The organism is Pseudomonas sp. GW822-FHT06B12 (genome assembly GCF_058799675.1).
In genome coordinates this window covers 205021-219167 of sequence record NZ_JBXALR010000009.1, presented here as the reverse complement: position 1 = coordinate 219167, position 14147 = coordinate 205021, and the positions used below count along the sequence as shown (strand labels likewise).

The window sequence follows — 14147 nt, the reverse complement described above, 5'->3', positions numbered from 1 at the left end:
CAAGCCTGCCCGTGATGCTCCGTCAGGCCGGGACTGCGTCGAGCATCAGGCGCTGGCGCACCACGTCGACCAGTTTGTCTGGCTGGAATTTCGAGAGGAAGTTGTCACAACCGACCTTCTTCACCATCGAGTCGTTGAAACTGCCGGACAGCGAGGTGTGCAGGACTACGTACAGGCGACGCAGGCGTGGATCGTTGCGGATCTCGGTGGTCAGGCGGTAGCCGTCCATTTCGGGCATTTCCGCATCGGTGAAGATCATCAGCAGTTTATCGGTCATGACCACGCCGGTATCGGCCCAGGCCTTGAGCATGTTCAGGGCCTTCAGGCCGTCGCTGGCGATGTGCATTTTCACCCCGAGCTGACCCAGGGTATCGCGCAACTGGGACAGGGCCACGTTGGAGTCGTCCACCAGCAGTACTTCACGACCGCGGGCACGCTCCAGCACCGGGTCTTCGAGCTTGTCACGCGAAACCTTGGCGTTGTAAGGCACGATCTCGGCCAGTACTTTTTCGACGTCGATGATCTCCACCAACTGGTCATCGACCTTGCTGATGGCGGTGAGGTAATGCTGGCGGCCGGCACTGGTTGGCGGCGGCAGAATGGCTTCCCAGTTCATGTTGACGATGCGATCGACGCCACCCACCAGGAATGCCTGCACCGAGCGGTTGTACTCGGTCACGATGATGGTGCTGTTGGGCCCCGGCACCAGCGGCCGCATACCGATGGCCTGGGACAGGTCGATCACCGGCAACGTCTGGCCACGCAGATTGACCACACCACAGACGAACGGGTGGCGCTGCGGCATCAGGGTCAGTTTTGGCAACTGCAGGACTTCTTGCACCTTGAAAACGTTGATCGCAAACAGCTGCCGACCGGCCAGGCGAAACATGAGAATTTCCAGGCGATTCTCACCCACCAGCTGTGTGCGTTGATCTACTGTGTCGAGAATGCCGGCCATTAATGACTCCTGGGCTTTTCTGATGAATTCACTAAAGAAACTTATCGGCGGTTGGCACCGAATCTTGACCCACAAACAAAATGCCACGCGAAGGAATTGATGTCACATTAACATCATGCTCTACTGAGGCGGTCAATTCATCAACTGCACACCCCTCTGCGCGACCCCACCTTGCGCGCTTTGTTCCATGGCATAAGGGAATCCCCTAGCCACAATCGGGACCAGCCTGATATTCGCGATATCCAATAGCCATTAATGTGACGCCATTCTCACTGCATGAATGGAGTCAGGCTTTTGTTTGTGATCGAAGAACCGTTGCCGAGCTCGTTTTTCAGCCCGCCAGGTTACGCCGCTCATGCCTCACGGCTAATGATTTCGGCACCTCGTTACGCTGTAAATCAGGGTTCCATCGGAGCATTCGCGTCGTATGCAAACAGACCGTTCATCGCCAGCCACAAAAAATCAGAAACGCCTTACAGATTCCGGTCGTCGTCCGACAGTACCTTACGTTCGTTCGCCACACGCCCAATTGCATCACCTGACTTGATGTCGTGGAGAGAAGCATGCTGAACGATCGCAAAAACCGGAATCCGCGACTGCCCGAATTTTTGATCGAGGCGGAAACACTGCTGGCCAAATCCGAGGAGTGCCTGAGCCACCTGCAACTGATCAACAATGATCAGGACGCCATCGATTGCATGCTGAACACACTGTTCACTCTGGCCAACCGGGCCGATGCATTGGCGTTGCAGGCCGTATCGGAATTCTCGATGTGCATCCACAGCCTGCTCAGCCATGCCCGCACTCAAATCGATCTGAATGACCAGGCACTTTGTGCGCTCAAAGAGTGCTTCACACTGATGGCCTGGCAACTTGAACTGGTCGACCTGACTACCGGCCAGCTCAGCCTCGATGACGCGGAACAGATGTCGTTGATCGAAGCGTTCGCCATGGAAATTGGTCGTGCCCCGACACGCCTGGCACCACCTGCCAGGCCGTTCGCATGTGCTCCGCTTTCGGCAAGACATGCCTGAGCGTCATCAAGTAATGCGTGAGATCGCCTGATAATATTCAGCACTTTCAGCAACAGTCTTTCGTGTCGTAATTGAACACTTCATATCTTTTAACGACAGAATCAAAGTAATAACCCAACTATTTAGTTGTGGACTTCTGACCTCCCAGACTACCCGTTTAGAGCGCTGCGAACCGTTTAGTAACACAATGAGTCAAGCTGGACACTGCGGCGCCAGCCCATTCCCGCCAAACGTGGAACAGCCGTCCAACAACGAAAAAATTCCTGACTCACTGGACATATATAGCGAACGCGACCAACGGTATGTTAAGTGGTATTATGCGGCCCAATTAGTTGGCTCTACTTTATGGCAGTCTGACTCCAGGCCGGGCCTATCCCCTGGAAACTGCAAAACTCGATTTTGACAATCAGACTGCGCTAACTTGAAACCCGCTATCCAATCACCAGCGTTTTCCAGACAGAGACCCGTCAGCCACCCTGACCGGTCTGCCCGCAGCGAACATTCATTGGCTCCATCCGCTATGTACGCCAGCCTCAAGTCAGTCGCCTCTTGGCCACCCTCCCGAAAAAACGTTCGCCGGTTCACGCTGTTGATGTGTCTGTGCTCGGCAGTGGGCAGCTTGCTGGTTTACTGCCTGTCCTGCCACCTTCCAGTTGCGCTGCTGGTACTGAATCTGGCGGCAGCCACCGGTGTCTGGGTGCAGCATCGCAACTCGCGCAAATCGATCAAGTTCCAGCCTCAGGAACTTGCCGACCGTTTGCTGGAAGTACAGGAAAATGAACGCCATCGGCTCAGTCGTGAACTCCACGACGATATTGGCCAATTACTGACGGCGGCAAAGCTTCAAAGTGAATGGCTCAAGCGACGTCTACCCGAAGAACTGCAAAGCCATTGCACCCTGCTCTGCGACACACTGGAAGAAACCCTGACCAAAGTTCGCGATGTGTCGGCCATTCTCAATCCAAGACAACTGACCAGCCTTGGCCTGGAAGCCAGTTTGCGTGCGCATCTGCTCAAAACACTGGCAAACACTGCCGTGAACTGGAGCCTTGAGTGCCAGCAGCGCCTCACCGGTATTCCGGAAGAAATGGCGGTGGCGGCGTTTCGAATTACCCAGGAAGCCGTCACTAACATGCTGCGCCATGCCCAAGCCAAAAATCTGTTGATCCGCTTGCAACGCCTGCCCCAAGGGCTTGCGCTGTTTATCAGTGATGACGGACTGGGCTTTTCTCCAGCCACCCATCCTGGCCGTGAAGGACAGCGCGGAATGGCCGGAATGTCAGAGCGGATCGAACAACTGGGCGGCACTCTGAGTGTCATCAGTGAGCCCGGCAAGGGTACGCAGATCGAAGCACTTTTCCCCTGGGCACCCCGCGCGCTCGAACGAGCCAGTACGAATAAGGTTCAACATTGACTTGTAACTTGCTCCTGGTGGATGACCACTCGCTGATCAGGGCCGGCGTACGCGCGCTGGTTCTGGATATTCCTGGTTACGCCGTCATTGGTGAAGCCAGTGATGGTGCGCAGCTGCTCGAAATAGTCGAACAGCTAAGCCCTGACATCATCCTGCTGGATATATCCATGAAGGAAACCGGTGGGCTTGAGGCCCTGCAACGACTCAAGGCCGTACGCCCGCAGAGCAAGGTGCTGATACTGTCGATGCACACCGATCCCGCGCTGATCATGCAAGCCCTGGAGTCAGGCGCGCACGGCTACCTGCTCAAAGACACCACCGCCACGGAGCTGGAACACGCGCTTGAAGCCTTGCGCAACAACGAACGCTACCTGAGCCCGGCCATCGCTCACACCGTAATCAACCAGGCACTGGTGCGTGCCCAGAAGAACCAGCCAGAACCGGTCGACACGCATAATCTGACGGCACGTCAGCTAGAGATTCTGCGCTTGATCGTGCGTGGCAAATCCACTCGCGAGATTGCCAATGGTTTGGGCCTGAGCATCAAAACGGTGGAAACCCATCGCTCTCAGATCATGAAGCGCTTGCAGATCTTCGATGTCGCGGGCCTGGTGCTGTTTGCCGTGCGCGAGCAAATCATCAGTCTCGACGACTAGACCAGATTCAACGCCCCAGTAGCGCCGATCCCTCGGGCATCAGAAGAGTCCTACGCGCCGACTTTTTTCTTACAAGTCGTGATGAATTAGCCCAATTGACGGTCATTTCGTATTGGTACACCTTGTGACTGCGGTTATCAGGCAACAGCAAAAAAACCCACAGGGATGTGCACGTATCATGACCAGAGACTATCGGGCAGGGAGCCATGCACTTAATGCAAAGCCATGACTTCCGATTTCCAGCGAACCGGGGCACGCCACTCAAGGGCGATCACCCTGCTCAACCGACTGAATGCAATTGCACCGTCAACACACCTGGAGGGAATGACATGGAGCCGCGCGTTGTAGAGCTGGAGACCCACCTCAAGTACATTCGCAGAGATATGGAAGAGGTCCGAAATGACGTCAAATCCATCAAGCACAGGCTTGCTTACTCGGTAGGCGCCTCGGCGGTGATCATCAGTCTGCTCGGCTGGATCGCCAACAGCCGCTTCGATCAACTCGTGATGCTGCTTAACTCATAACCGGCACCATGAAACGCCAGGCCCAAGGTGATCCATACCGGGCCTGGCGAGCCTGCAGCACGGGCTTAGCCCAGCACTTCACTCAGCGGGATGAAATTCACCCAATCACCTTCGGCCAAGGTGCGCTCTTCCAGCACTTCAACCAACCCCTCAGCCCAGGCTGCACTGCGCAAAACACCCGAGCTCTGGTTTTTATAGATGATTGCCCGCCCATGCTCGAGACGACCGCGCAGGTATTCCCGGCGATTGCCGGCCTTGGACCAGACGAATCCTGCCGGAACCTGAAACTGCAAGGGCCGAACTTCTCTTACGCCCTGACGACGCAACAGATAGGGACGTGCCAACAAAGCGAAGGTCACCAGTGTCGACGCAGGATTACCAGGTAATCCAATCACCGGCACACCTCGAAAGTGCCCAAACGTCAGTGGTTTCCCTGGTTTGATGGCCAGCTTCCATAACGCCAGCTCACCCTCTTCACGCAGCGCAATACCCAGAAAATCCGCCTCGCCTACCGATACACCGCCGGTAGAAAGGATCAGGTCGACATTCCCCAATTCGGCGAGACGATTGCGCGTTGCCTGCAAGTCGTCCGGTAGAATCCCCGCATCGATCACTTCGCAGCCTAAACGCTGCAACCAACTGCACAGCAATACCCGATTGCTGTTGTAGATCTGCCCTGGGCCAAGGGCCTGCCCAGGCTCGACCAATTCGTCTCCGGTGGAGAGCACCGCGACCCGGATCTTGCGCACGACTTCAAGCTCTGCGCACCCCAGCGAGGCCGCCAAACCTAGTTCGATAGGACCCAAACGCGTACCGGCGGTCAACACCTGCTCACCCACCGTGGTTTCCTGACCTTGCGGGCGAATGTTCTGCCCTGCGCGCATCGGCTCGGTAAAACATACCCGTAGGTCCGCCTGAACCTCGGCGTTTTCCTGCATTTCAACGCAGTCTGCACCGGCCGGTACCGGTGCGCCGGTGAAGATCCGTGCACAGGTACCCGGTGCTAATGGCTCCGGGGCTTGCCCGGCAAAGATCTTCTGGCTGACCACCAGTGGCTCGCCAGTCCAATCGGCAAGGCACAAGGCATAACCGTCCATGGCACTGTTGGGCCATGGCGGCAGATCGAGGGTCGACAGCAGATCCTCGGCGAGAACACGGCCCTGGGTCGCAGCCAACGGCAATCGCTCGCGCTCAAGGATTGGCGACGCTTCAGCCATTTCCAGCAAGCGTGCCAGCGCCACTTCGACGGGCATCAAACTGCCCGTCTTGCCTGGCTTACCCGCGGGATTCACAGAGTGCCGCCTGTTTCAAGTGAGCAACGAAGTTGCAAGGGCGGTGCCGCGAATCCAGTTGCTCCGCGAGAATCCCGTCCCAACCGGTTCGCACCGCGTTGGTGGAGCCAGGCAGACAGCAGACCAGCGTGCCATTGGCCAACCCTGCCAATGCACGCGATTGCACTGTCGAGGTGCCAATATCCGCAACCGATATCTGCCGAAACAACTCACCAAATCCATCAACCTGCTTATCCAGCAGGCAACTGACCGCTTCCGGTGTACTGTCACGGCCGGTAAAACCCGTACCGCCGGTAATCAGTACCACCTGCACAACATCGTCAGCGATCCAGGTCGCGACTTGCGCACGGATTTTGTAGAGATCATCTTTAAGCAGAATACGCGCGGCCAGGTTATGTCCGGCGGCACTCAGGCGGTCAACGAAGACTTGCCCCGAGGTATCGGTTTCCAGCGTGCGGGTATCACTGACAGTCAACACCGCAATGTTCAGTGGGGCGAAAGGTACATCAGCCTTGGCTTTCATAGGCTCGTCCAGTTGTAGGAGAAACAGCCCGGTGTTATATCACAGCGCCTCATTTTTTCACCGCACCTGTGGAGATACGCCATGACCTCGAACACCCCGTTGCCGCCCTGCTCTATCCTGCTTCTCGCAGGAGGACGTGGCCAGCGTATGGGCGGTCAGGACAAGGGGTTGCTGGTGTGGCAAGGCTTGCCTTTGATTGCTCATCTGCACCGCCAGACTCGCGGTTTAAGCGATGACCTGATCATTTCCTGCAACCGCAATCTGGAAAAATACGCACCTTACGCCGACCAGTTGGTCCATGACGACAACAGTGACTTTCCGGGCCCATTGGCCGGTATCCGCGCCGGATTGGCGGTCGCGCGCCATCCCCATCTGATGATACTGCCCTGCGACGTGCCGCGCATTGATGCCGAACTACTCACGGCTATGCGCGAAGCCGCCCGCCAACAGCCGGACAAACCCTTGATGCTACGCCAGGGCGAGCATTGGGAACCGTTGCTGTGCATCATCCCAGTGGCGCTGGCAGGCGACTTTGAAAACGCCTGGAACGAGGGTGAACGCAGCCCCGGACGCATCATGCGAAACCTCGGTGCCATCGCACTGCAATGCCCCGAAAACGATCGACGCCTGGCCAACCTGAATACACCTGAGCTGTTAAGCCTGCACAGCGACGTGCCAGAATGACGCCAACCAAGGAACTTGCACGCCAGGCATACGTCTCAAGCCCAGTACTCAAAAGAATTCATATTCGGAGAAATCACATGACTCATCGGACCCTCGCCACCTTCATGCTCGCATTGGGCCTCGCTACCCTCGCCGGTTGCTCATCGCCCGCGGTGATCACCTTGAATGACGGTCGTGAAATCCAGTCGGTCGACACACCTCAATTCGATTCCAAGTCGGGCTTTTACCAATTCGAGCAACTGGATGGCAAACAAACCCGCATCAACAAAGATCAGATTCGTACCGTTAAAGACCTGTAAGCCTTACGGCGACAGCCAGCTACACATAAAGCCCGCCGCGTGCGGGCTTTATCGTTTCTGGTAGTAGAAAATCCTGCCTGTCGCGGAGCAATGGGCATATTGCTTGAACTACGGAATCACCACTGCAGGGTGATTTCACTTTCAAAGCTTCGCTCCAGCCCGGTCACCGGATCGATAAAACACAACCCCTTGGCCAACAGCTTCAATGGGTTGGCGTAATCATCTTCAACGTCTTTCAACGCATCAGGATAAAACGGGTCATTACAGATACTCGCCCCCAACGCAGTCATGTGGACCCTTAACTGGTGCTTTTTGCCGGTCACCGGATACAGCGCATAACGCCAGAGATCGGCGTTTTTCTCGATGACCTCAATCGCAGTCTCGGTATTGCTCACACCGGGGCCCTCTTGCATGCGAAAGAAGGGCTCGCCATCGACCAGACGGCTTTTATGCACCAGCGGAAACGACACCTCCGGCAAGGCACGGGCAATTGCCTCGTAGCGTTTTTCGATTTGCCGTGTTGGGAACAACGATTGATAGGCCGAGCGACTCCTAGGGTCGGCAGAGAACAGCACAAGCCCTGCCGTGTGTCGGTCTATACGGTGCAAAGGCACCAAATGCGGGTTATCCAGACGACGAATCAAGCGCCGCAGCAACGTCTGTTCAACGTACTCGCCCGCCGGGGTAACCGGCAGAAAGTGTGGTTTGTCCGCAACCACCAGATGCTCGTCGGCATACAGAATCGTCTCAAGCACCGGGATTGTTTTTTCGTCGGGAACTTCCCGAAAATAGTGAATCCGCAAACCTTCCTTGTAAGGCAGGTCCATGGCAATCGCATGACCGTGACCATCCAGGACACGACCACGGGCAATCCTGTCCAGCCATTGCTCGCGACCAATGGCGCTGAAGTGTTCGCACAGACAATCGAGTACGGTCAGCCAGGCGCCAGGCGGCAGGTACAGCGTGCTGGCCTGATTCTGTGCGGCGGAAAAAGATGAGGTGGACATACGAAAGCTCTGGCCGTTAATGCAGGCGCCCATTATCCAGCAAGGACCCGGCCGATCCTAGGGCAGATTCTGTGCGAGCCGCCCTCATGACTATCACGCTGTCAGCGACTCTCGCTGCGCCGCCGCTTCAGTAAACTCCTTCAGCCAGCGCAATACATCGACAGCCTCCCAACGGCCTGGATCATAAAGCGCATACAGCAGCCCTTGATAACCCACAACATCCAGTTGGCGGTGATAACCCGCGCGCTGAAACAAGGCTTCGATTTCAGCGAAACAGGTGTTGAAGTGCAATTTGTTGAATGGCGTTTTTCCTTCCGTGACCAAACCATCCAGGCGCAACTCCAGCACCGCCTCCTGTACGACATCAGCCGACATGCGGTTCACGCTGGCTTTCAATTGTTCGACATTGACCATGCTGCATCCCTCTAACGCGAATAGCTGTACGTCCATACAGTAAACGAATAATCGGGGTTACGCCAACGGATTACCTGAGGATCGCGACAGACGGAACGACTGTCGCTGAAGGCGAGATGGGGTTAACGCAGGAATGCCACGACCTGTTCGGCGTCGAAGGGCCAACCCAATTCGGCCCCCGTATCAACGCGGCGCAGAACCGGAATACGTAAGCCATAGGCTTCAAACAAGGTTTCGCTGTCTGCAATGTCGACCAGTTCCACCAACAAACCGTGCTCGACCAGCGGCATCAATTCCGCTTCTGCGAGTTCACAGAGATGGCAACCAAGGGTGCTGAACAACTGGCATTCAGGAGGCATGACAAACAGACCAACGAGGATTGGGTGACTATTCTAGGCCCGGGACGAAAAGTCGTCGAGCGACGGGGATGCCCGTGACGACAGCCAATTTTAGCTGTCTGGTAAAACCCTGATGCAAATCACTCGGCCTCAGTTCCAGTTGCGCGATGCTCGCGGCTTTTTTGCCTCTACGCTTGGTACGTCCTGGCGGTGAAACGGAGAATGTTGTGTTTGCCAATTTGTTGATCATCCTCGCCTCATCATTGGTGGTGATTGCGCTGTTTCGGCGCCTTCAACTTCCGCCCGTGCTGGGCTACCTGTGCGTCGGACTGCTCGTGGGACCAAGCGCATTCGGCTGGGTGAATGACAACCAGGATTTGCCGGACCTCGCCGAGTTGGGCGTGGTTTTTCTGCTGTTCTCCCTGGGTCTGGAGTTTTCTCTGTCGAAAATGCTCGCGCTGCGGCGTGTGGTATTTGGTCTCGGCAGCCTGCAAGTACTGTGCTCGGGCGTGCTGCTGGGCGGACTGCTGATGCTGCTCGGCATGCCAGTCACCCCGGCCATGTTGCTCGGCGCCGGTCTCGCACTATCGTCCACGGCGATTGTCAGCAAAGAGTTGAGCAGCCTCGGCGAGATCTTCAGCCGCCACGGCCAGAATGCGATTGGCGTGCTGTTGTTTCAGGATGTAGTTGCGGTGCTGTTGCTGACGCTGGTCCCGGTGTTCGCTGGCAGCAGCGATCAAACCTGGTACTGGGCGCTGCCGATCACACTTGGCAAAACCCTGGTGCTGTTTGTCGGTCTGTTGCTGGCCAGTCGCTGGCTCCTGCCACGCCTGTTCCACGAAGTCGCCGCCTCGCACTCCGCTGAACTGTTCGTCTTGCTGGCACTGGTCATCGTGTTGCTGACCGCGTGGCTGACTCATCTGCTCGGACTCTCCCCTGCCCTCGGTGCCTTCCTTGCCGGCATGTTGCTGGGCGAGAGCCATTACCGGCATCAGATCGAAGCCGATATCCGCCCGTTCCGCGACATTCTGCTTGGACTGTTTTTCGTCAGCATTGGCATGCTGATCGACCTGCAGTTGTTCGCCAGCCATGGCCTGTTGATTCTCGGCCTGACATTGGGACTGCTGCTGATCAAGGGCAGCGTGGTCGCGGCGCTGGTCAAATGGCGCGGCAGTGACGGCGAAACCGCCTGGCGCAGCGGTCTGGCATTGGCGCAAGGCGGCGAATTCTGCTTTGCGCTAATGGCCCAGATGCAGCAGAACAAACTGTTGCCAGCCGAGCTGAGCGACCTGCTGCTGGCTGCGACCTTCTGTTCGATGTTGCTGACGCCACTATTGCTGCGCGCGGCGCCAGGTATTGCCGCACGCTTGCACCGCAAACCCGGTGACGAAGCGCAACTCGATCAAATTGCTGCGTTGAACGCCGAGCGGCACGGGCACGTGGTCATTTGCGGCTACGGTCGAGTCGGTCAATCCATCGGACGTTTTCTGCGCCGCGAAGAGCAGCCCTTCGTTGCGCTGGACGATGACCCGGTGCGTGTTCATGAAGCCGCGGCTGGTGAAAGCTGCGTGCACTATGGGGATTCCCGTCGTGGAGAATTGCTCGGGGCCGTAGGACTTGAGCGCGCGCGACTGCTGGTGATTGCCGTGGACAAGACCGATATCGCCCTGGCCGTACTCAATGCAGCACGACGGATAAACACCAAGGTTCCGATACTGGTGCGAACCCGCGACGATAGTCAGTTGACCGAGTTGAAGGCAGCCGGAGCCAATGAGGTCGTCCCGGAACTGCTGGAATCGAGCCTGATGCTCGCGTCCCACGCGCTGATCATGTTGGGTTTGCCCCAACAGCAGGTCCAGGAGCGTGTCGATGAAGTGCGACGTAGCCGCTATCGACTGCTGCAAGGTTTCTACCACGGAGCGCAAAGCAATCTGCTGGACCGTCGGGGGCAGCCGAAAGTGTTGATGCATGCGGTTAACCTGGCGACGGACGCCCACGCATGCGGCCGGCCCTTGAATGAGCTGGCGCTGGAAGAGTTGGGGGTCGATGTTCAAGCCGTTCAGCGCAATGGCACTGATTTGGCGGTTGAGGGCGCCACGCGATTGCTGGCAGGCGATCGGGTATTGATGTCTGGCACCTTGTCTGCCATCGAGGCCTGTGAAGCCAGGCTTCTGGCTGGGTAATCAAGGGTTGTAAGCCCGGCTCGCGCAGAATCGGCAGCCACCTCGCGCGAGCCAGGCCAATCAACTGAAGGCAATCAATCCTGGCTGACCGCGCCGATCTTGTGGATCGACAGATCCGCCCCGTAATACTCCTCTTCCTGACTCAGGCGCAGCCCATGCAACAGCTTGATCGTGCCATACACCGCAAAGCCTCCGATCAATGCCACGGCCACACCGAACGCGGTGCCGATCAACTGACTGATCAAGCTTACCCCGCCGAGACCACCCAAGGCGCTCTGACCGAAAATCCCGCAGGCAATCCCGCCCCAAACGCCACACAGACCGTGCAACGGCCAGACGCCGAGTACATCGTCGATCTTCCATTGGCTTTGCGCCGCGATGAAACACCAGACAAACAAGGCTCCGGCGATGGCGCCGGTCACCAGTGCGCCAACCGGGTGCATCAGGTCAGAGCCGGCGCAGATCGCTACCAACCCGGCCAGTGGGCCGTTGTGCAGGAACCCCGGGTCGTTACGGCCGACAATCAATGCGGCAACCGTGCCGCCGACCATCGCCATCAACGAGTTGACCGCCACCAGACCACTGACGCCTTGCAGGGTTTGCGCGCTCATCACGTTAAAGCCGAACCATCCGACGATGAGAATCCACGAACCCAATGCCAGAAACGGAATGCTCGACGGCGCAAACGCCACCAGACGCCCATCGCGATACCGACCATTGCGCGGACCGAGCAACAAGACCGCCGCCAGCGCCAGCCAACCGCCCATGGCGTGGACTACCACAGAACCTGCGAAATCATGGAAGCCGGCACCGAAGCGCGCCAACAACCAGGCCTGCAGACCAAAGTTTCCGTTCCAGGCCACACCTTCAAAAAACGGATAAATGAAGGCGACGATCAACGCCGTCGCGCACAACTGCGGAACGAATCGGGCGCGCTCGGCAATCCCCCCGGAGATGATCGCCGGGATGGCTGCGGCAAAGGTCAGCAGGAAGAAAAACTTCACCAGTCCATAACCGTGATCAGCGCTGATCACCGCGGCCGGTTGCATGAAAGTGACGCCGTAGGAAATCCAGTAGCCTATAAAGAAATAGGCCAGCGTTGAGATGGCAAAGTCGCTGAGGATCTTCGATAAAGCGTTGACTTGGTTTTTTTGCCGAACCGTGCCGACTTCCAGAAAAGCGAAACCGGCATGCATGGCCAGAACCATGACAGCGCCGATCAGAATGAACAGCGTATTGGAGCTATGGACCAGGCTGTCCACAGCACTTTGCAAATTTTCCATGAAGTTGGCAGACCTTAAAGTCGCAAAAGCACCAAAGCAGTTCACCGAGCCAATTCACGCACCAAGTTGACACCAGCCTTGGCGTCAACCGTTATTCCGGCGAACCGTTTTGGCGCAAAAAGCTCATTGAGGTCAATCATTGCTCGGGTGTTTGCGCGAGTTTCTATTATTTAGGTTAAGGTTTTCGCGAAGCATGCCCAGTTTCAGCACAGCAGCACTGTCTGACGCACCACGACATAGCAAAAGCTGTACCAGGCATTAGGGGGCGTTCTCAAATAGTTTACCCACCGCGGTGGGGAAACTAATTGAGAACGCCCCCTGGCACTGAACCTTCGTGCAAGGCTCGTACTCGAATATTTCATACGCCAATTATGGAGATCACCATGGCCAGAAAAACGGCAAAGACTGCTCAAGAAATCCTGATGGAAGATTTTCAGACACTGGTCAGCGACACTGAACGGTTGCTGGAACACACCGCCACACTGGCCGGTGATCAAGCCGATGAGCTGCGCAACCAGATTCACGAAAGCTTGCTGCGGGCTCGCGAGACCCTGCAACTGACCGAAGACTCCATGCGCGAACGCGGCAAGGCAGCCGTCACCGCCACTGAAGACTATGTTCAGGCCAACCCATGGCAGGCTGTTGGTATCGCGGCCGGCGTAGGCTTTTTGATTGGTCTGTTGGCGACGCGGCGCTGATATGGCTATCGGTGAATCCGGCTCGTCCGAAACTGGCCCCGGCGCTTCATCGCGACGCTTGGGCGCCGCTTTTCTCGGATTGCTGCACAGCCATGTCGAGTTGTTCGGCATCGAATTACAAGAGCAGAAAGCCCGTACCGTAAGCCTGTTGCTGTTCGCGGGCCTGGCGCTGGTTTTCACCTTGCTGCTGCTGATCGGGCTTTCGACGCTGGTGTTGATTCTGCTGTGGGACACTTATCGCCTGGCGGGGATCATCGGTCTGTGCGTCTTCTATACGCTCGCGGCACTCTTCTGTGGCATGCGCTTGAAAGCGGCGATCTTCGATGAATCATCGCCTTTCAATGCCACCCTTGAAGAGTTGGCGAACGACAGGGAGCGCCTGCTGCCATGAGCCTGCCTGAAATCCCCAAAAACTGTTCGCGGCAAGAGATGCGCAAGGCGTTGATACGCTTGCGCATGGAAATGCATCGCCAGGAAATTCGCCACGAGTCCCGGCAGCTGTTGCAGCCCTTGCAGCGCGTACGCGCGATGACGCAAAGCGTTCAGGAGGGTCTGGGCATCAAGCACGCGCCGCTCTGGGGCATCGCCGCCGTGACCTTGCTGGGCTTTCTCAGCGGCAAGGGCGCCAAGAGCGGTGGCATCAGCAGCGTCACTCGGCTAGTCCAGCTGGGCACCAGCCTGTTGCCGCTGATCAAGTTGGTTCTGCAAGGCTCCTCGCGCAAAAACCAGTAAGCCAACATCTGGCTGCATTCTTGCAAAGCTTCAAGGAACGAACCTCTTTATCGAGAGGTTCGATTCTGCCTGCCTACCCGGCAACCAGGCTCGACTCCAAACCAGACC

At 57.1% G+C, this 14147-nt stretch carries 17 protein-coding genes; 10 read left to right on the top strand and 7 right to left on the bottom strand.

Annotated features, from left to right (window positions below; genetic code table 11):
* Nucleotides 1-22: 22 nt before the first annotated feature.
* Entirely contained in the window at nt 23-958 is a 936-nt protein-coding gene (locus AC1RKH_RS20675) for a chemotaxis protein CheV (RefSeq protein WP_493063208.1), read from the bottom strand.
* 563 nt (nt 959-1521) lie between these two features.
* Here AC1RKH_RS20675 and AC1RKH_RS20670 point away from each other — a divergent pair.
* The 4 genes from AC1RKH_RS20670 to AC1RKH_RS20655 all read left to right on the top strand — a co-directional run bounded on the left by AC1RKH_RS20670 (nt 1522) and on the right by AC1RKH_RS20655 (nt 4586).
* On the top strand, nt 1522-1992 hold the full coding sequence (locus tag AC1RKH_RS20670) for a hypothetical protein (RefSeq protein ID WP_493063209.1): 471 nt from the start codon (nt 1522-1524) through the stop codon (nt 1990-1992).
* A gap of 520 nt (nt 1993-2512) precedes the next feature.
* Nucleotides 2513-3406, top strand: a complete 894-nt coding sequence (locus AC1RKH_RS20665; protein ID WP_123428886.1) for a sensor histidine kinase — start codon at nt 2513-2515, stop codon at nt 3404-3406.
* Entirely contained in the window at nt 3403-4062 is a 660-nt protein-coding gene (locus AC1RKH_RS20660; RefSeq protein ID WP_493063210.1) for a response regulator, read from the top strand. The genes AC1RKH_RS20665 and AC1RKH_RS20660 overlap by 4 nt, the downstream gene beginning before the upstream one ends.
* A gap of 215 nt (nt 4063-4277) precedes the next feature.
* A complete protein-coding gene (locus tag AC1RKH_RS20655; RefSeq protein WP_493063211.1) occupies nt 4278-4586 on the top strand; it encodes a hypothetical protein in 309 nt (102 codons plus the stop codon).
* A gap of 65 nt (nt 4587-4651) precedes the next feature.
* Here AC1RKH_RS20655 and AC1RKH_RS20650 read toward each other — a convergent pair whose 3' ends face one another.
* Nucleotides 4652-5839 carry a molybdopterin molybdotransferase MoeA gene (locus AC1RKH_RS20650; RefSeq protein WP_493063342.1) on the bottom strand — a complete coding sequence of 396 codons (1188 nt, stop codon included), beginning with the start codon at nt 5837-5839 and terminating at the stop codon, nt 4652-4654.
* Nucleotides 5840-5861: 22 nt separating this feature from the next.
* Nucleotides 5862-6401, bottom strand: a complete 540-nt coding sequence (gene moaB, locus AC1RKH_RS20645; RefSeq protein ID WP_493063212.1) for a molybdenum cofactor biosynthesis protein B — start codon at nt 6399-6401, stop codon at nt 5862-5864.
* Between the two features lie 81 nt (nt 6402-6482).
* Here moaB and mobA point away from each other — a divergent pair, with 81 nt between their 5' ends.
* Both mobA and AC1RKH_RS20635 read left to right on the top strand, forming a co-directional pair.
* Entirely contained in the window at nt 6483-7085 is a 603-nt protein-coding gene (gene mobA, locus AC1RKH_RS20640) for a molybdenum cofactor guanylyltransferase MobA (RefSeq protein ID WP_493063213.1), read from the top strand.
* Between the two features lie 77 nt (nt 7086-7162).
* On the top strand, nt 7163-7384 hold the full coding sequence (locus AC1RKH_RS20635) for a YgdI/YgdR family lipoprotein (protein ID WP_123428896.1): 222 nt from the start codon (nt 7163-7165) through the stop codon (nt 7382-7384).
* 116 nt (nt 7385-7500) lie between these two features.
* Here the strand turns inward: AC1RKH_RS20635 and AC1RKH_RS20630 are convergent, their stop codons facing one another.
* The 3 genes from AC1RKH_RS20630 to AC1RKH_RS20620 form a co-directional block, all read right to left on the bottom strand.
* On the bottom strand, nt 7501-8391 hold the full coding sequence (locus AC1RKH_RS20630; protein WP_493063214.1) for a pseudouridine synthase: 891 nt from the start codon (nt 8389-8391) through the stop codon (nt 7501-7503).
* Nucleotides 8392-8484: 93 nt separating this feature from the next.
* Nucleotides 8485-8805 (bottom strand): transcriptional regulator, encoded by a 321-nt coding sequence (locus AC1RKH_RS20625; RefSeq protein ID WP_123428899.1) that lies wholly within the window; start codon nt 8803-8805, stop codon nt 8485-8487.
* A gap of 122 nt (nt 8806-8927) precedes the next feature.
* Nucleotides 8928-9164, bottom strand: a complete 237-nt coding sequence (locus AC1RKH_RS20620) for a glutaredoxin family protein (RefSeq protein ID WP_493063215.1) — start codon at nt 9162-9164, stop codon at nt 8928-8930.
* A 206-nt stretch (nt 9165-9370) separates the two neighbouring features.
* Here AC1RKH_RS20620 and AC1RKH_RS20615 point away from each other — a divergent pair, with 206 nt between their 5' ends.
* The gene (locus AC1RKH_RS20615) at nt 9371-11326 is read left to right on the top strand and encodes a monovalent cation:proton antiporter-2 (CPA2) family protein (protein ID WP_493063216.1); all 1956 of its coding nucleotides are present in this window, start codon (nt 9371-9373) and stop codon (nt 11324-11326) included.
* A gap of 74 nt (nt 11327-11400) precedes the next feature.
* Here the strand turns inward: AC1RKH_RS20615 and AC1RKH_RS20610 are convergent, their stop codons facing one another.
* Nucleotides 11401-12609 (bottom strand): ammonium transporter, encoded by a 1209-nt coding sequence (locus AC1RKH_RS20610; protein WP_493063217.1) that lies wholly within the window; start codon nt 12607-12609, stop codon nt 11401-11403.
* A 383-nt stretch (nt 12610-12992) separates the two neighbouring features.
* On the opposite strand from AC1RKH_RS20610, the gene AC1RKH_RS20605 reads away from it, so the two are divergent.
* Genes AC1RKH_RS20605 through AC1RKH_RS20595 form a run of 3 tightly spaced genes read left to right on the top strand, consistent with a single transcriptional unit; the run spans nt 12993 to nt 14039 of the window.
* Nucleotides 12993-13307 carry an ElaB/YgaM/YqjD family protein gene (locus AC1RKH_RS20605; protein ID WP_123428906.1) on the top strand — a complete coding sequence of 105 codons (315 nt, stop codon included), beginning with the start codon at nt 12993-12995 and terminating at the stop codon, nt 13305-13307.
* Nucleotide 13308: 1 nt separating this feature from the next.
* A complete protein-coding gene (locus tag AC1RKH_RS20600) occupies nt 13309-13698 on the top strand; it encodes a phage holin family protein (RefSeq protein ID WP_123428908.1) in 390 nt (129 codons plus the stop codon).
* Nucleotides 13695-14039, top strand: coding sequence for a hypothetical protein (locus AC1RKH_RS20595; RefSeq protein ID WP_493063218.1), 345 nt, complete (start codon nt 13695-13697; stop codon nt 14037-14039). Before AC1RKH_RS20600 ends, AC1RKH_RS20595 begins: the two co-directional genes overlap by 4 nt.
* Nucleotides 14040-14147 lie beyond the last annotated feature (108 nt).

Coding starts and splice junctions, on each gene's coding strand:
- AC1RKH_RS20675 (WP_493063208.1), bottom strand. CDS start 958: ATGGCCGGCATTCTCGACACAGTAGATCAACGCACACAGCTGGTGGGT.
- AC1RKH_RS20670 (WP_493063209.1), top strand. CDS start 1,522: ATGCTGAACGATCGCAAAAACCGGAATCCGCGACTGCCCGAATTTTTG.
- AC1RKH_RS20665 (WP_123428886.1), top strand. CDS start 2,513: ATGTACGCCAGCCTCAAGTCAGTCGCCTCTTGGCCACCCTCCCGAAAA.
- AC1RKH_RS20655 (WP_493063211.1), top strand. CDS start 4,278: ATGCAAAGCCATGACTTCCGATTTCCAGCGAACCGGGGCACGCCACTC.
- AC1RKH_RS20650 (WP_493063342.1), bottom strand. CDS start 5,839: ATGCCCGTCGAAGTGGCGCTGGCACGCTTGCTGGAAATGGCTGAAGCG.
- moaB (WP_493063212.1), bottom strand. CDS start 6,401: ATGAAAGCCAAGGCTGATGTACCTTTCGCCCCACTGAACATTGCGGTG.
- mobA (WP_493063213.1), top strand. CDS start 6,483: ATGACCTCGAACACCCCGTTGCCGCCCTGCTCTATCCTGCTTCTCGCA.
- AC1RKH_RS20635 (WP_123428896.1), top strand. CDS start 7,163: ATGACTCATCGGACCCTCGCCACCTTCATGCTCGCATTGGGCCTCGCT.
- AC1RKH_RS20630 (WP_493063214.1), bottom strand. CDS start 8,391: ATGTCCACCTCATCTTTTTCCGCCGCACAGAATCAGGCCAGCACGCTG.
- AC1RKH_RS20625 (WP_123428899.1), bottom strand. CDS start 8,805: ATGGTCAATGTCGAACAATTGAAAGCCAGCGTGAACCGCATGTCGGCT.
- AC1RKH_RS20620 (WP_493063215.1), bottom strand. CDS start 9,164: ATGCCTCCTGAATGCCAGTTGTTCAGCACCCTTGGTTGCCATCTCTGT.
- AC1RKH_RS20610 (WP_493063217.1), bottom strand. CDS start 12,609: ATGGAAAATTTGCAAAGTGCTGTGGACAGCCTGGTCCATAGCTCCAAT.
- AC1RKH_RS20605 (WP_123428906.1), top strand. CDS start 12,993: ATGGCCAGAAAAACGGCAAAGACTGCTCAAGAAATCCTGATGGAAGAT.
- AC1RKH_RS20600 (WP_123428908.1), top strand. CDS start 13,309: ATGGCTATCGGTGAATCCGGCTCGTCCGAAACTGGCCCCGGCGCTTCA.
- AC1RKH_RS20595 (WP_493063218.1), top strand. CDS start 13,695: ATGAGCCTGCCTGAAATCCCCAAAAACTGTTCGCGGCAAGAGATGCGC.